Genomic DNA, 21996 nt, shown 5'->3' on the forward strand with positions numbered 1-21996 from the left:
GGGGGCGCCGCGCGGGGCCCCCCCCCCCCCCCCGCCCGCCGAGCCGGGCACCGTCACCGCCGCGCGGCCGCGAAGTCCGCCGCCGTCCACGCCATGGCGACGGCGCCCTCCACGATCGCCCGGTCCGCCCGCGGCGAGACGGCGGCGTCGGCGAACGCCGCCTCGTGCGGCCCGCACGCCCCGCCGGTGATGTCCAGCACCGGGTGGATGGCGGGCACCGCGTGGGAGACGTTGCCCATGTCGGTGCAGGCGAACGGCCCGCTCTCGACCGGCTCCGGGCGGCCCGCCGCCGCCGCGTTGGCCCGCCACAGGGCGAGCAGCCCGGCGTCGCTGCGGAAGTCCAGGTAGTCCGGCTCGGGCCGGGTCAGCTCGACCTCGCACCCGGTCGCCAGCGCGCCCGCCCGGAAGCAGTCCTCGACCCGGGCGCGCAGCTCCGCGAGGTCCTCGGCCGCCGAGGCGCGGATCTCGTACTCGGCGGTGGCGCTGTCCGGGATGAGGTTGGGCGCCGTCCCGGCGGCCGTGGTGATGCCGTGCACCCGCCAGTGCGGCGGCAGTTGCTGGCGCAGCAGCCCGAGGGCGACCTGCGCGACGGTGAGCGCGTCGGCGGCGTTGCGGCCTTCGTGGGCGTTGAGGCTCGGGTGGGCGGCGCGGCCGGTGTAGCGGACGGAGAGGGTGCCGAGCGCGAAGGAGTGGAAGTCGGCGACCTCCACGGGGCAGGGGTGGACCATCATCGCGGCGTCCACGCCGTCGAAGGCGCCCGCGTCCAGCAGCAGCGCCTTGCCCGCCCCGCGCTCCTCGGCCGGTGCGCCGATCACCCGCACGGTGAGTCCGAGCCGCTCGGCGTGGGGGGCGAGGCCGAGCGCGGCGCCGAGGCCGGCGGCGGCGATCAGGTTGTGGCCGCAGGCGTGGCCGAGCCCGGGCAGCGCGTCGTACTCGCAGACCACGGCGACGGTGACCGGGCCGGTGCCGAGGCGCGCGTCGAAGGCGGTGGGCAGGCCGTGCGCGCCCGGCGTGACGGCGTAGCCGTGGGCGCGCAGCAGTTCGGCGCACCACTCGGCGGCCCGGTGCTCCTCGAACGCGGTCTCGGGGTGGGCGTGGATGCGGCGGCTGAGCGCGAGCAGCTCGTCCCGGTGGGCGAGGACGCGCTCGCGCACCGCCTCCTTCACCGCGGGGTCGGCCGCGGCCGCTCCGCCCGCCGCCGGGGCGCTCGGGGTCGGCTCGCTCGCGTTCAGGGGGGACATCGGCGCCTCCGGGGGCGTCAGGGCCCGCCTCCCGGCAGGCTGTTGACCAGACAATATGCAGGTAGCTTAGGCTAACCTAAGTAGGCAGTAGGCGTTCCGTTGCGCCGGACCCGAGGAGCTCTCAGAACCATGCGTCGCCACCAGGCCGCGTCCGACCCCGTCGCCGTCCCCGCCGCAGCCGACGTGCCGCTGCTCGCCACCCAGGCGGCGATCTGGTACGCCCAGGCGCTCGACCCCGACAGCCCGGTCTACAACACCGGCGACGCCGTTGAGATCACCGGCCCGTTCGACGCCGAACTCTTCGAGACCGCCCTGCGCCGGGCCGTCGGCGAGGCCGACGCGCTGAGCGCCGTCGTCGTCACCGACGCCGGCGGCGACGCCCCGCGCCAGCGCCTCACCCCCGGCCGCTCCTGGCCCCTGCACCGGCTCGACCTGCGCACCGACGCCGACCCCGAGGCCACCGCCGAGGCCTGGATGCGCGCCGACCTCGCCCGCCCCGTCGACCTCGCCGAGGGCCCGCTGTTCACCCAGGCCCTCATCCGCCTCGCCGACGACCGCCACTGGTGGTACCAGCGCGTCCACCACCTCGCCGTCGACGCCTACGCGCTCACCCTGCTCACCGGCCGGGTCGCCGAGCTCTACACCGCGCTCGGCACCGGCACCCGCCCCACCGACCGCGCCTTCGCCACCCCCGCCGAGGTCGCCGCCGAGGAGGCCGCCTACCGCGGCGGCCCCGAGCACGCCGCCGACCGCGCGTTCTGGCGCGCCCGGCTGGCCGGCGCCGACGCCCCCGCCACCCTGCCCGGCGGCACCCCCGCCGGCCCCGCCGCCCTGCCCCGCCTCGCCGCCGCGCTGCCCGCCGGCACCCTGCCCCGGCTGGAGGCCGCCGCCAAGGCCGCCCGCGCCACCTGGGCCGAACTCGTCATCGCCGCCACCGCCGGCTACCTGCACCGCCTCGCCGGCACCGAGGACGTCGTGCTCGGCCTGCCGCTCGCCAACCGGCGCGGCCCCGCCGCCCTGCGCACCCCGATCGCCACCGCCAACGTCCTGCCGCTGCGCCTCGCCGTCAGCCCCCGCGACACCGCCGCCGCACTGCTGCGCCGCGTCGTCCTGGAGGTCCGCGACGTCCGCCGCCACCAGCGCTACCCGCTGGAGGACCTGCGCCGCGACCTCGCCCTCACCGGCACCCGCCGCGCCCTGTTCGGACCGATGGTCAACATCAAGGCCTTCGAGGGCGACCTCGACCTCGCCGGCCTGCCCGCCACCGTCCGCAACCTCGCCGCCGGTCCCGTCGACGACCTCGCCCTCGCCGTCTCGCCCGGCCCCGACGGCGCCCTGCGGATCGGCCTCGAAGCCCACCCCGGCCGCTACGGCGCCGACGCCCTCGCCGCCCACCGCGACGGCCTGCTGCGCTACCTCGACGGCCTCACCGCCCTGCTGCTGGAGGACCCGCAGGCCCCGATCGCCCGGATCGACCTGCTCGACGAGGACGCGCTGCGCCGCGCCACCGCCGGCCGCACCGAACCCCCCGTCACCCGCACGGTGCCCGAACTGCTCGCCGAGCAGGCCGCCCGCACCCCGGACGCGATCGCCCTGCGCAGCGGCGACACCACCCTGACCTTCGCCGAACTCGACGCCGCCGCCACCCGCCTGGCGCACCGCCTCACCGCCCTCGGCACCGGCCCGGGCACCCCGGTCGCGCTCGCCATGCCGCGCGGCGCCGACACCCTGGTCGCCATGTTCGCCGTGCTCAGGGCCGGCGGCGCCTGCCTCTCCCTGGACCTCGCCCACCCCCGGCAGCGGATCGCCGACATCCTCGACGACACCCGCCCGGTCTGCGCCGTCGGCACCGCCGAGGCCCTCGCCGCCCTCCCCGGCGCCGACGGCCGCCCCGCCGTCGCCCTCGACGACCCGGCCGTGCACGCCGCACTCGCGGCGCTCCCGACCGCCCCGCTCCCCGCACCCGACCCCGCGCACACCGCCTACCTGCTGCACACCTCCGGCTCCACCGGCCGCCCCAAGGGCGTCGTCGTCAGCCACGCCTCGCTCGCCAACCTGCACGCCGGCCACGGCGAGGACCACATCGCCCCCGCCGTCGCCCGCACCGGCCGCGCCCGCCTGCGCATCGCCCACAGCGCCTCCTTCGCCTTCGACGCCTCCTGGGACCCGGTGCTGTGGATGCTCCACGGCCACGAACTCCACCTGCTCGACGACGAGACCTACCGCGACCCGGCCGCGCTCGCCGCCCACGTCCACCGCGAGCGGATCGACTACCTCGACGTCACCCCCTCCTACCTCGACGTCCTGCTCGCCGAAGGCCTGCTGGCCGAGGACCGGCACCGCCCCGCCGTGATCGCGGTCGGCGGCGAGGCCACCCCCGACGCGCTCTGGCGCCGCCTCGCCGCCGTCGACGGCCTCACCCCGGTCAACCTCTACGGCCCCACCGAGACCACCGTCGACGCCTACTCCTGGACCCCGGGCCCGGACGGCACCCCCGTCGGCCGCGTCGTGCGCGGCTCGCGCGCCTACGTCCTCGACGGCTCGCTGCGCCCCGCCCCCGACGGCGCCACCGGTGAGCTGTACGTGGCCGGCGCCTGCCTGGCCCGCGGCTACCTCGGCCGCCCCGACCTCACCGCCGAGCGCTTCCTCGCCGACCCCTACGGCCCGCCCGGCAGCCGGATGTACCGCACCGGCGACCTCGCCCGCCGCAGCCCCGACGGCACGCTGGAGTTCCTCGGCCGCGCCGACGACCAGGTGAAGATCCGCGGCTTCCGGATCGAGCCCGGCGAGATCGCCGCCGTCCTCGGCGAACTGCCCGGCGTGGACCGGGCCGTGGTCATCGCCCGCCCCGGCCCGGGCGGCAAGCGCCTGCTCGGCTACGCCGTCCCCGCCGCCGGGGCCGCCCTCGACCCGGCCGCGCTGCGCTCCGCCCTCGCCGGCCGGCTGCCCGACCACATGGTGCCCGCCGCCGTCCTGGTCCTCGACGACCTGCCGCGCACCGGCAACGACAAGCTCGACCACCGCGCCCTGCCCGAGCCCGGGGACACCGGGCCGCAGAGCGGCGCCGCGCCCGCGACCCCGCAGGAGGAGATCATCTGCGGGCTGTTCGCCGACCTCCTGGAGTGCGGCGAACTACCGTCCCGCGAAGCCGACTTCTTCGACCTCGGCGGCCACTCGCTGCTGGCCGGCCGGCTCGCCGCCCGGCTGCGCGAGAGCCTCGGCGCGGCCGTCGGCTTCGCCGACGTCTTCCACCACCCCACCCCGGCCGCCCTCGCCGCCCTGCTGCGCGAGCGCTCCGCCCCCGAGCCCCGCCCCGCCCTCGTCCCGGTCGACCGCACCGGCCCGCTGCCGCTCTCCCCGGCCCAGCGCGGCCTCTGGTTCCACTACCGGCTGGAAGGCCCCAGCCCCACCTACAACATCCCGCTCGCCCTGACCCTCACCGGCCCGCTCGACCGCGACGCCCTCGCGCTCGCCCTCACCGACCTCGCGGCCCGGCACGAGACCCTGCGCACCGTCTACGGCGAGTCCGCCGACGGCGAGCCGTACCAGCGGATCCTGCCGCCCGCCCCGGTCGAGCTGCACCGGGGCACCGGAGCGCTCGCCGAGGCCGTCCGGCACGCCTTCGACCTGAGCGCCGAACCCCCGCTGCGGGCCACGCTGTTCGAGCACACCGACGGCGAGGCGGCCGGCACCCGCACCCTGCTCCTGCTGCTCCACCACATCGCCGGCGACGGCGCCTCCACCACCCCGCTGGCCTCCGACCTGGCCGCCGCCTACCGCGCCCGCCTCGCCGGCCGCGCCCCGGAACTGCCGCCCCTCACCGTCCAGTTCGCCGACCACGTGGACTGGCAGGCCCGGCTGCTCGGCACCGCCGACGCCCCCAGCCCGCTCGCCCTCCGCCAACTCGACCACTGGCGCGAGACCCTGGCCGGCCTGCCCGACCAGCTCGACCTGCCCACCGACCGCCCCCGGCCCGCCGTCGCCGCCCACCACGGCGCCACCGTGCCGTTCCGCCTGGACACCGACGCCCACGCCGCCCTCGCCGCGCTCGCCCGCGCCACCGGCACCAGCGTGTTCACCGCCGTCCAGGCCGGCCTCGCCGCACTGCTCACCCGGCACGGCTGCGGCACCGACCTCCCGATCGGCACCCCCGTCGCCGGCCGCGACTCCGACGAGACCGCCGCCCTGGTCGGCTACTTCGTCAACTCCGTGGTCGTGCGCACCGACACCTCCGGCGAGCCGACCTTCCGCGAGCTGCTCGGCCGCGCCCGCACCGCCGTGCTCGGCGCCCACGACCACGCCGACCTGCCCTTCGACCGCCTCGTCGAGGAGCTCAACCCGCGCCGCTCGCTCGCCCGGCACCCGCTGTTCCAGGTGATGCTCGCCTGGCAGTCCGTCCCCGACCGGGAGTTCGAGCTCGGCGGCGGCCTCACCGCCACCATCGCCGCGATCCCCTCCGGCACCGCCAAGTTCGACCTCACCCTCAACGCGGGCGAACTGCGCGAGGGCGGCATCGCCGGCTTCGTCGAGTACCGCACCGACCTCTTCGACGAGGCCACCGTCCGGGCGCTCGCCGAACGCCTGGCCCGGCTGCTCACCGCCGCCGCCACCGCCCCCGACACCCCCGTCGGCCGGCTCCCGCTGATCAGCGCGGAGGAGCGGCACCGCGCCCTGGTCGAGTGGAACGGCGCCCCCGTCACCTCGCGGCCCGGCGCCACCCTGCCCGAGCTCTTCGAGGCCGCCGCCCTCGCCCACCCCGACGCCGTCGCCGCCGGCTACGACGGCGAGGAGCTCAGCTACACCGAACTCGCCGCCCGCGCCGACCGGCTGGCCCGGCTGCTGGCCTCCCGCGGCATCGGCCCCGGCACCATCGTCGCGCTCGCCCTGCCGCGCTCCCTCGACCTCGTCGTCGGCCTGCTCGCGGTCGCCAAGTCCGGCGCCGCCTACCTGCCGCTCGACCCCGAGTACCCGGCCGACCGGCTCGCCTGGATGCTCACCGACGCGGCCCCCGCCGCACTGGTCACCGACCGCGCCACCGCGCCCCGGATGCCCGGCCACCGGGTGCCGGCCATCCTGGTCGACGGCGGGGAGCCCGACGCCTTCCCGGCCGTCCCGCTGGCCCAGCACGAACGCACCCGGCCGCTGCGAGCCGAGGACACCGCCTACGTCATCTACACCTCGGGCTCCACCGGCCGCCCCAAGGGCGTCCCGGTCACCCACCACAACGTGGTCCGGCTGTTCTCCGCCACCGACCACTGGTTCGGCTTCGGCGCCGACGACGTCTGGACGCTCTTCCACTCCTACGCCTTCGACTTCTCGGTCTGGGAGCTGTGGGGCGCCCTGCTGCACGGCGGCCGGCTCGTGGTCGTCCCGCACCTGGTCAGCCGCGACCCGGCGGCCTTCCTCGCCCTGCTCGCCCGTGAACGGGTCACCGTCCTCAACCAGACGCCGTCCGCGTTCTACCAGCTCAGCGCCGCCGACCGGGAGCGCCCCGGCAGCGAACTCGCACTGCGCTACGTGGTGTTCGGCGGCGAGGCGCTGGAGCTCGGCCGCCTCGACGACTGGTACGAGCGGCACGCCGACGACGCGCCCACCCTGGTCAACATGTACGGCATCACCGAGACCACCGTGCACGTCTCCCACATCGCCCTGGACCGCGCGAGCGCCGCCGCCGGCACCAGCAGCACCATCGGCGTCAACATCCCCGACCTGCGGGTCTACGTCCTCGACCGGTACCTCCAGCCCGTCCCGCCCGGCGTCACCGGCGAGATGTACGTGGCCGGCGCCGGTCTCGCCCGCGGCTACCTCGGCCGCCCCGCGCTCAGCTCCGAGCGCTTCGTCGCCGACCCCCACGCCGCGCTGTTCGGCGAGCGCGGCACCCGGATGTACCGCTCCGGAGACCTCGCCCGCCGCCGCGCGGACGGCGTCCTGGAGTACTTCGGCCGCGCCGACCAGCAGGTCAAGATCCGCGGCTTCCGGATCGAACTCGGCGAGATCGAGGCCGTGCTGGCCGCCCACCCGGCCGTCGCCGACGCCGCCGTGATCGTCCGCGAGGACGTGCCCGGTGACAAGCGCCTGACCGGCTACGCCGTCCTCGCCCCCGGCGCGGAGCAGGTGACCGCCGAGGAACTGCGCACCCGCGCCGCCGCCGACCTGCCCGTCCACATGGTCCCGTCCGCCGTCGTGCTGCTGGAGCGCCTGCCGCTCACCGCCAACGGCAAGCTCGACCGGCGTGCCCTGCCCGCCCCCGACGCGCCCGGGTCCGGTGCCGGGCGGCCCCCGCGCAACCCGCGCGAGCAGCAGCTCTGCGAGCTGTTCGCCGAGGTGCTGGGCGTTCCGGCGGTCGGCGTCGAGGACGACTTCTTCGCCCTCGGCGGCCACTCCCTGCTGGTCGTCCGGCTCGCCGGGCGGATCCGCGCGGTGCTCGGCCTGGAGGTCGGCATCGGCACGCTGTTCCAGGCGCCCACCGTCGCGGCGCTGGACGCCGCGCTCGCCGCCGACACCCCCGGCGCCGACGCGCTGGACGTCCTGCTGCCGCTGCGGCCCACCGCCCCCGGCCGGCGCGACCCGCTGTTCGCCGTCCACCCGGCCGGCGGCCTCAGCTGGTGCTACACCGGACTGATCCGCAACCTCCCGGCCGACGTGCCGATCTACGGCCTCCAGGCGCAGGGCGTCGGCGCCGCCACCGCCGGCGAGCCGCTGCCCGCGACCATGGAGGAGCTGGCCGCGCACTACGTCGACCGGCTGCGCGAGGTCCAGCCCGAGGGCCCCTACCGGCTGCTCGGCTGGTCCACCGGCGGCATCATCGCCCACGCCATGGCCGCCCGGCTGGAGGAACTCGGCTGCGCCGTCGACCTGCTGGCGGTGCTCGACGCCTACCCGGCCGAGGGCTTCCGCGACCTGCCCGTCCCGGACCAGGCCGAGGCCCTGGAGGCGCTGCTCACCATGGGCGGCTACGGGCCGGCGGACCTCGACGGCCGGCCGCTCGAACTCGCCCACGTCACCGAGCTGCTGCGCCGCGAGGGCAGCCCGCTGGCCGGTCTGGACGACGCCACCGTCGAGGCGCTGAACCGGATCTACCTGCACCTCAACCACCTGGTGCGCGGCTACGACCACCGGCGCCTCAAGGGCGACGTGCTGTTCTTCCGCGCCACCGTCGACACCATCGACGAGACCCTGGTGCCCGAGCTGTGGACCCCCTACGTGGCCGGGCGGATCGACAACCACGACGTCGCCTGCTCGCACAAGGACATGACGTTGCCCGAGCCGATCGCCCGCATCGCGGGCGTCGTCGCGGAGCACCTCGCCGCCCTCGACTGCCGGGACTCCCGCGACGTCCGGGACTCCCTCGACGTCCGCGACTCCCTCGACGTCCGGGGCTGACGGCCCTCGTCCGCCGGCCGCCGCCCGCCCACCGAAACCGGCCCACCACCGACACCGCCCGCCGACCTGCCCGACCACCTGGAGAACCACCCCATGAGTGACGCCCCCGCCAACCCCTTCGACGGTGACGGAGAGTTCCTCGCGCTCGTCAACGACGAGGGCCAGCACTCGCTCTGGCCCGCCTTCGCCGCCGTCCCGGCCGGCTGGAGCGTCGCCCACGGGCCGTGCGAGCGCGCCGCCGCCCTCGACTGGATCACCGCCCACTGGACCGACCTCGACCCGGCCCGATGAGCCAGGCGGACACCCGGCCCGCCCCCGGCGGGCCCGCCGCCCCGCAGCGCCCGCTGTTCGCCGGTCGCCTCGCGGTGGTGCTCGTCTACACGGCCGCGATGTGCATGAACGGCCTGGACTCGACGATCGTCAACCCGGCCCTGTTCACCATCGCCGGGGACTTCGGCCGCCCGGTCTCCGCCGCCAACGCGGTGGAGACCGCCTTCCTGGTCGGCCTCGCCGTCGGCCTCCCGGTGGCCGGCTGGCTCGGTGACCGGTTCGGCGTGCGCCGGGTCTTCCTCGGCTCGCTCGCCGTCTTCACCCTGGCCAGCGCGCTGTGCGCGGCCGCCCCCGGCCTCGGCGCGCTCACCGCCGCCCGCGCGGTGCAGGGCGTGGCGGGCGGCCTGCTCACCCCGGTCGGCATGACCCTGCTGTTCCGGGCCTTCGAACCGCACGAGCGGGCCGGCCTCGGCAAGGTGCTGATCGTGCCGACCGCGCTGATGCCCGCGCTCGGCCCGCCGCTCGGCGGCCTCCTCACCGAACACCTCTCCTGGCACTGGCTGTTCCTGGTCAACGTGCCGATCGGGGCGGCCGCCGTGGTCATCGGCCTGTTCGGGCTGCGCGACCAGGAGGAGCCGCCGGCCGGCCGCTTCGACACCACCGGGTTCCTGCTCGCCACCCCCGGCCTCGGCCTGCTCACCTACGCGCTCGGCTTCGGCCCCGCGCACGGCTGGGGCTCCCCGGCGGTGGCGGTGTCCGGGGTGCTCGGCGGGCTGCTGCTGGGCGCCGCCGTCCGCCACCAACTGCGGGCCGAAGAACCGCTGGTGGACCTCCGGCTGCTCGCCGACCGGGCCTTCGGCGCGGCGAGCTGGCTGGCCCTGCTGACCGCCGCCGGACTGATGGGCGCGCTGTTCGCCTACCCGCTGCTCCACCAGGCCGCCTTCGGCGCCTCGGCCCTGGACGCGGGCCTGAGCGTCTTCCCGGAGGCGATCGGCCTGATGGCCGCCTCCCAGGTGGTCGACCGGCTGCTGCCCCGGCTCGGCCCGCGCCTGCTGGCGCTGCCCGCCCTGCTGCTGGCGGCCCTGGTGCTGGCCGCGCTGGCCGTGCCGGGCGTCGGCGAGAACGCCTGGGCCGTGCGGGCGCTGATGTTCGGCGTCGGCCTGATCCTGGGCACCGCCGTGCTGACCGTGCAGATCGCCGGGTTCGCGGACGTGCCGCCGCCGTCGATGGGCCGCGCGATGGGCCTGTTCACCATCGTGCGCACGCTCGGCGGGGCCTTCGGCATCGCCGGCGCGGCGGCCCTCATCGGCGCCCTCTCGGGGGACGGCACCCACGGCACCCACGGCGCCGAACCCGGCCCCTACCGGGTCGCCCTGCTGGCCACGGCCGCCGCCGTCGCGCTCGGCGCCCTGGTCGCGGCCCGTCTCCCGAAGGAGCCCCCGGGCCCGCCGCCGATGGACTGACCGCGCCCGGCCCCGCCGAACGGCCCGCCCCCCGGCAGGGTGGCGGGCCGTTCGGCGGTCCCGGACCGGTCCCGGGCTCAGTCGCCGCGCGGCAGGTCGATCCTCTCGCGCCTGGTCGCGCCGATCACCTCGATGCCCCTGGTGCCCGTGATCCCGTCCAGCGGCAGGGCCTCGGTGTACGGGGCGGTGGCGGGCAGCAGGTAGCCGGAGGGCAGCGTGCCGGTCACCTCGATGCCCCAGTACTCGGGCTGTCTGACGTAGACCAGCGGGACCAGGCGGACCGTCATGCTCGCGTAGGGCTTCTCGCCGCTGACGACGAGGATGAAGGTGCCCGGCACGATCCCCGGGACGGCCTTGGCCTCCTCGAAGTCGATCAGCCGCACGGATTCCGGTGCCGGTCGCTGACTGAAGTCGTCCGTCATGGTGACTCCTTTCGTCACGGAGTGTCGTGATGTGATCACTCGTCGACGCAGGGTAGTCGAGGGCCGGCTGCGAACCGGCCCTCCAACACACCGCCGACCGGGGGCCGGGCCGGGCTCAGAACTCCTTGACCAGCCGTCGGTGGCCCGGCCCCCAGCGGTAGCCCAGGGCGGTGTTCACCGCGACCATCGGCACGTTGCCGGCCTCGACCTCGGTGTGCGCGGTCCGCACGCCGTGGCCCGCCAGGTGCCGGGCGGCGTGCAGCTTGAGCGCCCGGGCCAGCCCGCGGCCCCGCCAGGGCCGCAGCACCCCGGTGTAGTCGATCCGGCAGGCCCGCGGATCGGGCACCGCGTGCACGATGCTCGCGCCGACGATCCGCCCCATGGACTCGGCGGTGAACACCCAGTCGGGGCGCCCGCCGGGTCCGTCCAGGGCCTCGGCGCGCCACCGCTCGAAGTCCGGGAGGGCGTCGGCGAACCCCGGGTTGTCGCGCAGGGTCTCCCGGTAGAGGTGGTGGAGCTGCCGCTCGGGCTCGGCCGCGGTGGTCCCGGCGAGGGTGCCCAGGCGCAGGCCGGGCGGCACCCGCGGGGCGGGCAGGTGCGCCCCGAGCGGAGCGACGGCCGACCGGACGTGCGCGTCCACCCGGTAGCCCCGGCCGAGCAGCAGACCGGTCAGGTCCGACCGGCACGTCCCGTGGACGGGCTCCGACTCCGCTGCCTCGTCCGGGAGTTCGCCGAGCAGCCGGGAGGCGCCGATCCCGCGCGCCCAGCGCTCCAACCCGTCGTAGAGCGGCAGCATCCAGGCCGGGGCGCGGCCGGGCGCGCTGACGGCGAGCGAGGCGAGGTCGCCGGGCGGTGTCCAGGGCGCCCGCCAGGCGGTGGCGTAGGCGAGCAGGTCCCCCGAGGGGCCGGGCTGCACCAACCGCACCCGCCCGTGCCCGGTGAGCCGCCCCCGCCGGTCGGTGGAGAGCGCGTCCGCGTCCGGCAACGCCGCGTCCCGCTCCCGCAGTTCGGCCGCCGTCACGGCCACGGCCCCCTCGGCCGACAGCAGCTCGGCCAGTGCCGGATAGTCGACGGCGGGCAGGAACGGGCGGATCACCCGCGGCCGCCGTGAAGACACAGATCCATCACATGTGACACTGTACTGATCTCGGCAAGGAACTCGCCGGAGAATCCGTGAGTTGCCATCTCCGGATCCGGTCCTGCTCTGGCCGATGCCCATGCCGTTGCTACCACCGGAACCGTCCGGGCCCGGCGCCGGTGGGCGCCGGACCCGGACGGGTGTCCGTCGGTGCTTCGCCGTCATGGTCCCGGTGTGGGTTTCACACGCCGGACCGGCGGGACGAGCCTAGGACTGCACCTTTGGAACGCCGCCCTTGCGGCCGATCGAGAAGGCGATCCGGTACACGTCGGGGAGGTCGATCCTGCCGTCCTTGCGGCGGCGCATGACGCCGAGCGCGATCAGCTCGTCGATCAGCCGCAGGTAGTCGTCCGGGTAACGAGGCCCGGTGCGAACCTCTGCCCCGTTTCCTCCGGCGTTGGCGCGGGCTGCTTCCCGACCCAGGGTGTCTGCCAGGTTCGAAGCGTCCCAGAGGTCCAGGACGAGCCTCTGGTCGATCGGAACCTGTTGGCCGGCCAGAGGCTCGATGACCGTCCGCACCCACGGCATGTCTTCGCGGATCTCGTTGACGCGGGTCTGTGAAGCGGACTGGACGCCCTTCCGGATCCCCTCGTGGTAGATCGCATATGGATGGCTTGCGTACTTCCCTCGTGTCTCGTCGACGGCCATGCTCAGTGCGTTGAGGAAGCTTCGGGGGCTTACCTGCTCAACGCCGTCCATGAGGTGGTTGGGAAGCCACGTATAGGTGATGCCCTTCCGGTAGTTCGCCCCCATGTAGGGGCCGGCGAGCTCGCTGAAGACGGATGCCTGGAGCTGCTCGTCGCCGAGCAGCGTCGACGGAAGGAGGTGCCGTCCGGCGTGCTCGGTCCAACTGCCGGTCCAAGCACGGAAGCCCGTGGACTCCGCGCTGTCGTGGTTGCCGAGGTAGTGGAAGAACAGGCCGTAGAGGTTGGTGGTTGTCCACTGGAGGCTGGCGGCGTTGGAGGTGAGCTTCGACGCATCCGGAAAGTGGAGGAGAGCGCCGTCGAACATGTCGGGGCGGATGAAGATCTTGCACCGGATGTTCTTGGTGCTCAGGCGCATCTCCAGCGCGAGCTGAAGGATGCCGGCGACCAGCCGGTCGGCCTGTGTCCGGTCGCGGTGGAGGTGCTCCAGCGCATCGAAGAGAATCATCTGCGTGGTGCGGTCGGCCTGTGCTTCGGCGTCGGCCCGCGCGACGGTGCGGTCGCGTGCTCCCGGGTTGGCCTGGACCCAGCCAATGCGGTCCCTCCACTCCATGGTCCCCTGGAGTTCAGGTTGGCCGAGCGTCACGAGGAGCACGGCATTCCAGAGGTCGTAGGCGCGGACGCCATTGTCGACCAGGCTCGCCAACTCGCCCGCTCCCGGATAGAGATCGGGCTTCAGCATGGCGCTGTATCCGGGGGAGACTCGCAGGTTCCGGAGCCTGTCGATGCGGTACTCCTCCGCCGCGATGTCGCGGAGCTGGTCGTCGAGCAGTGAGCGGCACCAGAAGGTCTTGCCCACTCCTCGGCCGCCGCGGACGACGGTGGTGTCGACATGGAGGGCCAGGCGATGCGTATCGGGAGTGAACAGGTTGAGGAGCGTCGGTTCGACGGTGTCCGCGTCCTGGGCGGGGGGCAGCGCGGAAACCAGGAGGCTCCGGTAGTCCTCGGCTTCAAGCGGGGCGGTCATCGCGGTCCCTCGATCATCAGGTTGGTAGTGGTTTTCAGGAAGGAATCGTACGCGGCGCGCACGAACGCGCGGTCGTCCCATCCAGGTGTGGAGACGGCATCGAGGCCGACGAGTTCCACCGCGAAGAGGATCGGAATGGGCGAGTGGGGGGCGGAGGCGTCCTCAGGGCTGGGATTGAAGCCCGTGTCTCCGTCGACCAGGTCGTCATAGAGAACCGAGAAGCATTCCCAGGCGTGGTCGCGGAAGGTCTCCAGATAGGTGGCTTTGTCGGCATCCGGGACCATCGAGGCGACCATCCGGAGCTTCTCGCGGATCTCGGGCGCTTTGCCGGAGGAGAGCCAGGCCGTGAAGAGGTCGCGATAGCCTGCCCAGGTCTGGCTGTTATCACTGCCGAAGAGCAGGGCGAGGTCGCACAGCCGTGAGATGGCGACAGCAGCGATGTCGTGGATTCCGGCGCGACTGTCGAGCAGGACCACGTCAGGACGGCGGCTCTCCCTGGCCACGGCGTCCTCGCAAGAACGGACGGCCGCCTCCAACCGGTCGGCGAAGGATCCCTGGGCCTGTCCGGGAGCATCGGCGTAGACGCGATTGAGCTTGTCCACATAGGTGTACTCGGCGCCGGGCTCTCCGCGTCCGCGCGCCGGGGCCACCCAGAGTTCGCCGTTCTTCTGGAGCTGGATATGTGTCGCCTGTGCCACGAGATCAAGCCCGGCCTCGTTGCCAAGCGCTGACTCGACGAGTTGGTCGATGATCCCGTACTTGGGAAGTTGGTCCTCGGCGACCAGGAGCGGCCCTGCGCCGGGGGACTCCAGGTCGAGGTCGACGACGAGGACGCAGTTGCCCTGTTCGGCGAGGTGCTTCGCCAACATGAATGTCGCCGTCGAGCGGCCGACTCCGCCCTTGAACCCGTAGAGCGCGGTGCGTGCGGTGCGGGTGTCGTCGGCATGCTGTTCCGGAGTGCTCACACGGGCCCAGTCCGCGCCGACGACCGTGTTGTCGAGCCACCGGATGCTGCCATGCCCGGGCTCCGGTCGATGGTGAAGATCGACAGCTGCCCGCGGCGAGGCGAAGAACGCGTCCGGCTGGAAGAGCTTGGAAGCAAGGAGCAGAGGCCGGTCGGCCGCATAGGGGCCCAAGGTGGAATTGAGGCGTTCCGCCCAGATTCCGTGATTGGTGGCGTCCACCGTGGAGGACCGGTCGTCCAGGAGCAACGCGAGGCGCCCGAGGATATCCCGCACGACCAGCACGTCGATGCCGGACGTGGCCACATCGATGGCCACGGCGAGTGCGAGAGGCCGTGCCTGGTCGAATCGAACCGCCCCGGTTTGGATGGTCACGTGAGTACTCCGTCGATGAGCGCCTGCTCGTGCAGGGAGAGAATCAGTTCTGAGGCCGCCCGGCGGGCGCGCACATCGGTCTCGACGACGGATGAACCGTCACTGTAGCGATCGTGAACGCTCCAGGTCGCGAACGGTGCCGAGGCCGCCAAGATCGAGGCGAGGGCGCTTCCGGTTCGTCCGTGAAGGAGAAGTGTCGCATCGGATATGACGTCAACGGTATCGGACCACGCCTCGGGTAGATGTCCGACCTGCTTCGGCCTGCCGGACTGCCGGGGGATATACGGTTTGGTGGCTGGTTGTCCTCCGGGTTGGAGCGGGTCCATCGATACCCGGGTGTACCTGAGCATGAGGCTTTTCAGGGCACATTCGACAGCGAAGCCGAAATGATGGTCGGCGTTGGGAAGTCGGCCGTCATCATGCAGGTAGACCGCATCGTTGTGGTGCCGCAATGCAGCGTATGCGTAGTGGTCTTCCTTCGAGGTCCGTGGCACGGGTTGATCCTAGGGGGAGTTCTCGCGAAGTCTCCAGCGCTCATGCCCGTGATGGTGCTCCGTCGGTCAGACGTCTCCAAGGTGGCAGCCAGATGAACTGGTATGGCGATCGCGATGGCCGTCCACCCGTCGGGTCAGGAGGTGCGTGCGGTGACAGACCCCTACCTGTCTTCGACCCCGGCCTCTCTGCTGGGGTGGGCTGTCGAGTGTCCGGGGCAGCGGGACCAGGCTGTGTGAGCGTCACCCGGTGGGGTGGAGAATGCCGGATTCCCGGGCGGGCGGGGCGTGGTGGGCAGTACGGTGCCCGCATGACCCTGCTCGTCCGCCGTCGTCACATCGACTTCGGCCGTGTCCACTCCACTGGCTGTCCGGTCATCGTCTGATCGTTCGATCATCCCGGCCCGTCCGGTCGCGCCGCTCCGTGCGGGCGCAGCCGGGGCCGTTCACCGCCCGCGCCGGGCACGGCAGGCGATCCGCGCGCACGTGCGGGCACGTGCGTGCGCGGTTCCGCGTGCCCCCGTGCCCCGGCCGACCACGATCCGACCGCACCGAAGGGACGTCAGTCCGCCATGACCGACACCGCCACCGACCACTACCTGCGCAACAACGCCGACTACGCCGCGGCCTTCGACGGGCCGCTCCCGCTCCCGCCGGCCCGTCGCACGGCCGTCCTGGCCTGCATGGACGCCCGGCTCAACGTCTACGGCGCGCTCGGCCTCGCCGAGGGCGACTCGCACGTGATCCGCAACGCCGGCGGGGTGGCGACCGAGGACGCCATCCGCTCGCTGGCGATCAGCCAGCGGCTGCTCGGCACACGGGAGATCATCCTCGTCCACCACACCGACTGCGGCATGCTCACCTTCGGCGACGACGCCTTCCGCGAGTCGATCCGGGAGGAGACCGGGGTGAAGCCGCCGTGGGCCGCCGAGGCCTTCGCCGATCTGGAGACGGACGTCCGGCAGTCGGTGGCCCGGATCCGCACCAGCCCGTTCGTCCCGCACACGAGCGCCGTGCGCGGCTTCGTCTTCGACGTCGCGACCGGGCTCCTGAAGGAGGTCACGCTCTGACCGGTGGCGCCGACCGGTGGGCCGACCGGCGGCCCCGGCCGCCGGTCAGCGCCCGCCCGCCCGGCCCGTGCCCAGCAGGTGGACCAGGCCGTCCGCCAGCCCGCCGCGCCAGCAGGCGTAGTCGTGGCCGCCGTTGAACTCGCGGTAGGCGAGGTCGTAGCCGCGGGCGGTCAGCACGTCGCGCAGGTGGCGGTTCTGGGTGAGCAGCATCCACTCCTGGAGGCCGACCTCCACCCAGAAGCGGGCGCCGCCGTGCTCGGTGGTGGCGAACCGGCGGGTCAGCCACTCGCTCCCGCCGTCGAACTCGGTGCCGTCGGGCCACCAGAACGAGCCGGACTGGGAGAGCGCGTTGCCGAACCGGGCGGGGCGGCGGAAGGCGGCGAAGGCGGCGGTCAGACCGCCCGCGCTCTGGCCGGCGATCACGGTGCGGGCCGGGTCGGCGGTGGCACGGTGCTCGGCGGCGGCCCAGGGCAGGACGCGGTCGGCGAGCAGGTCGACGAAGTCCGGGTTGCAGCTGAGGTCGTCCGGCCGGCCGGGGCCCATGGTGTGGACGAGCAGGGCGACGGTCGGCGGGATCAGCCCCTCGGCCGTCAGGTTGTCCAGGGTGTCGCCGAACGACAGCACCTCGCCCCACATCTCGCCGTCCAGCAGGACCAGGACCGGGTACGGGGCGGCGTCGGCGCGGTGTCCGGCGGGCAGGTGGACGTCGATCCGCCGCCCGGCCACCTCGGCGCGCACGGTGCGGCCGCGCGGCACGTCGGCGCGCCGCCGGACGTACGGCTGGGCGGGCGCCCCGGGCAGGGCGAGCACCGAGGCGGGCCGGCGGCCGTCGCGGGCGGGCAACTGGTCCCCGGTGCCGTGCGGGTCGGGGCGGGCGCCGTCCAGCACCCGCAGCCAGTCGGCCCGCCGGGTGCCGGGGACGGCGCCGCGCACCGGGTAGAGCTGGTAGGAGGCCCGGTGGTCGGCGCGCAGCCGGTAGGTGCGCGACCAGCCGCCGGCCCGGCGCTCCATCAGGTGCGGGGTGAGGTCGCCGGCGTGCCGGTCCTTGTCGGTGACGGTGTGGACGAGCGCGAGCACGCCGTCGTACGGCTCCTCGCCCGGCTCGTCGCGCAGCACGAAGGTCACCTGCCGGTAGGCCGGATCGGCGGGGTCGGGGTCGACCAGCGGGGCGCCCTCGGCGGCCACCCTGGCCCAGAACGCGTCGGCGGTGTCGTTCGGTTCACTCTGCACGTGCGGAACTCCTCGATGGTCAGGCGGGGTTGCCCTTGCGGCCGAGCAACACCCAGAGCAGGAAGGGGCCGCCGAGCACGGTGGTGACGATGCCCACCGGGATCTCGACCCCGGAGATCAGCACCCGGCCGAGGGTGTCGGCCAGCACGATCAGCACCGCGCCGACCAGCGCCGAGCCCAGCACCGGCACGCGGGCCGGCCCGGCGAGCCGCCCGGCGACCACCGGCGCGGCCAGCGCGACGAAGCCGACCGGCCCGCAGATCCCGACGGCGAGTCCGGCCAGCGCCACGGCGAGCAGCAGGCAGGCGAGCCGCACCCGGCCGGGGTCGACGCCGAGCGAGGACGCCACGTTGTCGTCGAAGCGCAGCACGGCCAGCCGGCGGGCCACCACCAGGGCGAGCGGCACCAGCACGGCGAGGCCGATCAGCACCGGCGTGGCCACCTCGTAGTCGCGGCCGTTGAGGCTGCCGGAGGTCCAGACGTAGAGCGAGGAGGCCGAGCTGAGCGAGCGCCGGGCCATCGCCACCTGGATGACGGCGGAGGCGAGTGCCGACATGGCCAGGCCCACCACCAGGACCCGGTAGCCGCGCGCGCCGAGCCCGCCGGAGACGGCGGTGACCACCGCGACGGCGACCAGGGCGCCGATCGGCCCGGCCCACCAGGCGCCGAACGCGCCCGAGGCGGTGACCGAGATCAGCACGGCGGCGGTGGCGCCGTCGTTGACGCCGAGCAGTTCGGGGGTGGCGAGCCGGTTGCGGGCGAGGGTCTGGGTGAGGCAGCCGGCCAGGCCGAGCGCGGCGCCCGCGGCCAGGCCCGCGACGATCCGGCCGAGCCGGAACTTCTGCACCAGCAGCACGTCGAGCCGCTCGCCGTGGCCGAAGACGGCCTGGAAGGTGCGGCCGAGGCCGAGTTCGCTCTGCCCGGCGTGCGCGGAGACCACCACGGCGGCCAGCAGCGCGGCGGCGAGGCCGAGCGCGGCCAGCGCGGAGCGGCGGGGGAGCAGCACGGACAGCGCGCCGCGCCGGATCACCAGGTCGGGCCGGGGCGGCTTCTCCTCCGGGTGGCCGCGGCGGCCGGAGGACTCGCCCGGCGCGGTGTCGGCCATGCCGAGCGCGGCCGTCTTCCGGGAGCGGACGATGGCGATCAGGGTGGGGGCGCCGATCAGCGCGACGATCACCGACACCGGCGCCTCGAACGGGCGGGCCACCACCCGGGCGAGCACGTCGGCGCCGGTGAGCACGGCCGCGCCGACGAGTCCGGCGAGCAGGGTGAGCCGGCCGACCCGGGGGCCCGCGGCGGCGCGGGCCAGGAAGCCGGCGAGCAGGCCGAGGAAGGAGATCGGCCCGGCCAGGGCGACGGCGGAGGCGGTGAGCAGGGTGACCGCGAGGGCGACGGCGGCGCGGGTGGCGCCGGGGCGGTGGCCGAGACCGCGGGCGAGGTCGTCGCCGAGCGCGAGCGCGGACAGCGGCCGGGTGGTGAGCAGGGCGACCACGAAGCCGACGCCGAGCACGGGGGCGAGCTGGCCCAGTGTCGTCCAGCCCTCCACGCCGGCCAGCGAGCCGAGCACCCAGACCCGGTAGCGGTCGTACGCCTCGGGGGAGTTGACGATCAGCACGCCGGTCAGGCCGCCGAAGGTGGCGCCGACGGCGGAGCCGCCGAGGACCAGCCGCATGGGGGAGCCGCCGCCGCGGCTGCCCGCTATGGCCAGCACCAGCCCGCTGGCGAGCACGGCGCCGCCGAAGGCGAAGGCGAGGTAGCCGTAGGAGGTCTGGACGCCGAGCACGGCGATGCCGAGCACGACGCCGAGCGAGGCACCGGCGTTGACGCCGAGCAGGCCGGTCTCGGCGAGCGGGTTGCGGGTGACGGACTGCAACTGGGCGCCGGCCACCCCGAGGGCGGCGCCGACCAGCAGCGCGGTCAGGGTGCGCGGCAGCCGCAGGTCGCCGACGACCAGGGCGAGCCGGCTGTCGGCGCGGGCGCCGTCGGTGTCGAGCAGGTAGTCCAGCACCCGGCCGGGGCCGACCTCGCCGGCGCCGACGGACAGCGAGAGCGCGGTGAGCGCGAGCAGGGCGGCGAGGATGCCGCCGACGGCGGCCCAGGAGGTGCGGCGCGACCGTTCGGCCGCCGGCGGGGCGGGGGCGGGGGGATCCGCGTCGGCCGCCTCGGCGGTACCCACTTGCGACAATGTCATAAGGTAAGGCTAACCTAATGGTCATCGCGGTCGGACAGGTGTCCGGCCCGGCGCCGGTCCCCCCGGATCGCCGGGGTTCGCGGCACCGCGCCACCGTTCCACCGCTCCACCGACCGCACGCCCGTCTGCAACACCCCTGCCCGGAGGCCCCCATGTCGTCCCGCCAGAGCCCGCTCCACCCCGCCCGCCGTCGTGCGGTCCAGGCGCTGGCCGCCACCGGGGCGGCCACGCTCCTGCTCGTCGGCTGCGGCTCGTCGGGCTCCTCCGACAAGGGCTCCTCCGCGGACCCGTCCTCCTCCGCCGCCACCACCGCCGCGGGCAGCCCCGCCGGCGACGCGGCCGGCGGCAAGCGGACCGTGAAGGACGCCACCGGCACGGCCGTGGAGATCCCCGCCGAGCCCAAGCGCATCGTCACCCTCACCCAGGAGGACCTCGACGCGGTGCTCGCGCTCGGCCTCAAGCCGGCCGGCATCACCAACGGACAGGGCCTCAACGAGCCGCCGGCGTACCTGAAGGACAAGGTCCAGGGCATCCCGGTGGTCGGCAACCTGCTCCAGCCGGTGATGGACAAGGTGATCGCCGCCAAGCCCGACCTCATCCTGGCCGGTGACATGCAGGACCAGCAGGTCCTCAAGCAGCTGCGCGAGATCACCCCGGCCACCCTGGTCACGATGGCCCCCACCGACGACTGGAAGCTCTCCTTCCGCGGCATCGGAAACGCCGTCAACAAGCTGGACCAGGCCAACAAGGTCATCGCCGACTACGACGCCAAGGCCGCCAAGGCCGGCGGCGAGCTCGGCGAGAACAAGGGCAAGGCCGTCTCCATCGTCCGCTGGAACCCGACCGGCCCCAGCTGGATGGAGAAGAAGCAGTTCGCCAGCGGCGTCGCCCTCGACATGGGCCTGACCCGCCCGCAGGCCCAGGACAAGGACGGCAACGCCCACACCCCGGCGCTGAGCCTGGAGAAGATCAACGAGATCGACGGCGACTGGCTGTTCCTCTCCACCCTCACCGACGACGGCAAGGCCGCGCTGAAGGACGTCCAGTCCAAGCCCGCCTACCAGGAGCTGAACGCGGTGAAGACCAACCACACCGTCACCGTCGACGGCTCCGTGTGGTCCACCCGCGGCGGCCCGCTCGCGGCCGACGCGGTGATCGGCGACATCAGCAAGGCGCTCGGCGCCAAGTGACCGCCGGCGGCGGGCGCCCCTCCTCACGGGGCGTCCGCCGCTCGGTTCGTTCCCCCTCCCAACCGAAGGAACCCGCCATGGAGTTGACGGTCGAGGGCCTCAAGGCCGGGTACGGCCCCGGGCGCCCGGTGCTGGGCGGCGTGGACCTCACCGTGCCCGGCGGCCGGGTGGTGGCCGTCGTCGGCCCCAACGGCTGCGGCAAGTCCACCCTGCTGCGTTCGATCGCCCGCCTCCACCGGCCGGACTCCGGACGGGTGCTGGTCGGCGGCGAGGACATCTGGAAGCTGCGGCCCCGGCAGGCCGCGCACCGGGTGGCGCTGCTGCCGCAGAGCCCGCAGGCACCGGAGGCGGTCACCGTCGCCGGGCTGGTCCGCTACGGCCGCCACCCGCACCAGGGCCTGTTCCGGCAGTGGTCCGCCGACGACGAACGGCTCACCGCCGAGGCGCTGCGGGCCACCGGCGTCGAGGAGTTCGCCGACCGCCGGCTGGACCGGCTCTCCGGCGGGCAGCGGCAGCGCTGCTGGCTCGCCATGGTGCTCGCCCAGGACGCCCCCGTCGTGCTGCTCGACGAGCCGACCAGTGCCCTCGACCTCGGCCACGCGGTGGAGGTGCTGGAGCTGGTCCGCGAGGTCGCGGCGGGCGGGCGCACCGTCGTCATGGTGCTGCACGACCTCGCGGCGGCGGCGCGTCACGCCGATCTGCTGGTGGCGATGCGCGGCGGTGAGGTGATCGCCTGCGGGGCGCCGCGCGAGGTGGTGGACGCGGAGCTGGTGCGGGCGCTGTACGACGTCGACAGCGATGTGCTCGCGGCCCCCGGGGACGGCGCGCCGGTGATCGTCCCGCGGGCGGGGACGCGGTCGGCGGCGGCTCCGGCCGGCTGACGGGGGGCAGGCCGGGGG

General features: G+C 74.7%; 14 protein-coding genes. 6 read left to right on the forward strand and 8 right to left on the reverse strand.

Annotation, left to right across the window (positions count from 1 at the left end; translation table 11 throughout):
* Positions 1-53 precede the first annotated feature (53 nt).
* Positions 54-1241 (reverse strand): amidohydrolase, encoded by a 1188-nt coding sequence (locus ACFVVL_RS06550; RefSeq protein WP_380294639.1) that lies wholly within the window; start codon positions 1239-1241, stop codon positions 54-56.
* Between the two features lie 129 nt (positions 1242-1370).
* Between ACFVVL_RS06550 and ACFVVL_RS06555 the strand changes: the two genes are divergently transcribed.
* The 3 genes from ACFVVL_RS06555 (at position 1371) to ACFVVL_RS06565 (ending at position 10357) form a co-directional block, all read left to right on the forward strand.
* Complete coding sequence (locus tag ACFVVL_RS06555) at positions 1371-8624, forward strand: amino acid adenylation domain-containing protein (protein ID WP_387671737.1); 7254 nt, start codon at positions 1371-1373, stop codon at positions 8622-8624.
* A 93-nt stretch (positions 8625-8717) separates the two neighbouring features.
* Positions 8718-8915 carry an MbtH family protein gene (locus ACFVVL_RS06560; RefSeq protein ID WP_380294637.1) on the forward strand — a complete coding sequence of 66 codons (198 nt, stop codon included), beginning with the start codon at positions 8718-8720 and terminating at the stop codon, positions 8913-8915.
* Positions 8912-10357, forward strand: a complete 1446-nt coding sequence (locus ACFVVL_RS06565) for a DHA2 family efflux MFS transporter permease subunit (RefSeq protein ID WP_387671739.1) — start codon at positions 8912-8914, stop codon at positions 10355-10357. The genes ACFVVL_RS06560 and ACFVVL_RS06565 overlap by 4 nt, the downstream gene beginning before the upstream one ends.
* A gap of 77 nt (positions 10358-10434) precedes the next feature.
* On the opposite strand, the gene ACFVVL_RS06570 is transcribed toward ACFVVL_RS06565, so the two are convergent.
* The 5 genes from ACFVVL_RS06570 to ACFVVL_RS06590 all read right to left on the reverse strand — a co-directional run bounded on the left by ACFVVL_RS06570 (position 10435) and on the right by ACFVVL_RS06590 (position 15419).
* Complete coding sequence (locus ACFVVL_RS06570; protein ID WP_380294635.1) at positions 10435-10779, reverse strand: hypothetical protein; 345 nt, start codon at positions 10777-10779, stop codon at positions 10435-10437.
* Positions 10780-10894: 115 nt separating this feature from the next.
* Positions 10895-11875 carry a GNAT family N-acetyltransferase gene (locus ACFVVL_RS06575; RefSeq protein WP_387671742.1) on the reverse strand — a complete coding sequence of 327 codons (981 nt, stop codon included), beginning with the start codon at positions 11873-11875 and terminating at the stop codon, positions 10895-10897.
* A gap of 249 nt (positions 11876-12124) precedes the next feature.
* Positions 12125-13588 (reverse strand): hypothetical protein, encoded by a 1464-nt coding sequence (locus ACFVVL_RS06580; RefSeq protein ID WP_387671744.1) that lies wholly within the window; start codon positions 13586-13588, stop codon positions 12125-12127.
* Positions 13585-14925: a KGGVGR-motif variant AAA ATPase gene (locus ACFVVL_RS06585; protein ID WP_387671746.1), complete on the reverse strand. Its 1341-nt coding sequence runs from the start codon at positions 14923-14925 to the stop codon at positions 13585-13587. Before ACFVVL_RS06585 ends, ACFVVL_RS06580 begins: the two co-directional genes overlap by 4 nt.
* The gene (locus tag ACFVVL_RS06590) at positions 14922-15419 is read right to left on the reverse strand and encodes a hypothetical protein (protein WP_387671748.1); all 498 of its coding nucleotides are present in this window, start codon (positions 15417-15419) and stop codon (positions 14922-14924) included. The genes ACFVVL_RS06585 and ACFVVL_RS06590 overlap by 4 nt, the downstream gene beginning before the upstream one ends.
* Positions 15420-15988: 569 nt before the next feature.
* Here ACFVVL_RS06590 and ACFVVL_RS06595 point away from each other — a divergent pair.
* The gene (locus tag ACFVVL_RS06595; RefSeq protein ID WP_380294633.1) at positions 15989-16486 is read left to right on the forward strand and encodes a beta-class carbonic anhydrase; all 498 of its coding nucleotides are present in this window, start codon (positions 15989-15991) and stop codon (positions 16484-16486) included.
* A 45-nt stretch (positions 16487-16531) separates the two neighbouring features.
* Here ACFVVL_RS06595 and fes read toward each other — a convergent pair whose 3' ends face one another.
* Both fes and fhuB read right to left on the reverse strand, forming a co-directional pair.
* Positions 16532-17716, reverse strand: coding sequence for an enterochelin esterase (fes, locus tag ACFVVL_RS06600; RefSeq protein ID WP_387671750.1), 1185 nt, complete (start codon positions 17714-17716; stop codon positions 16532-16534).
* A 19-nt stretch (positions 17717-17735) separates the two neighbouring features.
* The gene (gene fhuB, locus ACFVVL_RS06605; RefSeq protein ID WP_387671751.1) at positions 17736-19907 is read right to left on the reverse strand and encodes a Fe(3+)-hydroxamate ABC transporter permease FhuB; all 2172 of its coding nucleotides are present in this window, start codon (positions 19905-19907) and stop codon (positions 17736-17738) included.
* Between the two features lie 152 nt (positions 19908-20059).
* Here fhuB and ACFVVL_RS06610 point away from each other — a divergent pair, with 152 nt between their 5' ends.
* Together ACFVVL_RS06610 and ACFVVL_RS06615 are read left to right on the forward strand one after the other, a co-directional pair.
* Positions 20060-21097, forward strand: a complete 1038-nt coding sequence (locus ACFVVL_RS06610) for an ABC transporter substrate-binding protein (protein WP_387671753.1) — start codon at positions 20060-20062, stop codon at positions 21095-21097.
* A 77-nt stretch (positions 21098-21174) separates the two neighbouring features.
* A complete protein-coding gene (locus ACFVVL_RS06615; protein WP_387671755.1) occupies positions 21175-21978 on the forward strand; it encodes an ABC transporter ATP-binding protein in 804 nt (267 codons plus the stop codon).
* The last annotated feature ends 18 nt before the right edge of the window (positions 21979-21996 follow it).

The organism is Kitasatospora sp. NPDC058115, assembly GCF_042884635.1.
In the GTDB taxonomy this organism is placed as follows: Bacteria; Actinomycetota; Actinomycetes; order Streptomycetales; family Streptomycetaceae; genus Kitasatospora.

Coding starts and splice junctions, on each gene's coding strand:
- fhuB (WP_387671751.1), bottom strand. CDS start 19,907: ATGACATTGTCGCAAGTGGGTACCGCCGAGGCGGCCGACGCGGATCCC.
- ACFVVL_RS06580 (WP_387671744.1), bottom strand. CDS start 13,588: ATGACCGCCCCGCTTGAAGCCGAGGACTACCGGAGCCTCCTGGTTTCC.
- ACFVVL_RS06595 (WP_380294633.1), top strand. CDS start 15,989: ATGACCGACACCGCCACCGACCACTACCTGCGCAACAACGCCGACTAC.
- ACFVVL_RS06560 (WP_380294637.1), top strand. CDS start 8,718: ATGAGTGACGCCCCCGCCAACCCCTTCGACGGTGACGGAGAGTTCCTC.
- ACFVVL_RS06555 (WP_387671737.1), top strand. CDS start 1,371: ATGCGTCGCCACCAGGCCGCGTCCGACCCCGTCGCCGTCCCCGCCGCA.
- ACFVVL_RS06615 (WP_387671755.1), top strand. CDS start 21,175: ATGGAGTTGACGGTCGAGGGCCTCAAGGCCGGGTACGGCCCCGGGCGC.
- ACFVVL_RS06610 (WP_387671753.1), top strand. CDS start 20,060: ATGTCGTCCCGCCAGAGCCCGCTCCACCCCGCCCGCCGTCGTGCGGTC.
- ACFVVL_RS06565 (WP_387671739.1), top strand. CDS start 8,912: ATGAGCCAGGCGGACACCCGGCCCGCCCCCGGCGGGCCCGCCGCCCCG.
- ACFVVL_RS06550 (WP_380294639.1), bottom strand. CDS start 1,241: ATGTCCCCCCTGAACGCGAGCGAGCCGACCCCGAGCGCCCCGGCGGCG.
- ACFVVL_RS06570 (WP_380294635.1), bottom strand. CDS start 10,779: ATGACGGACGACTTCAGTCAGCGACCGGCACCGGAATCCGTGCGGCTG.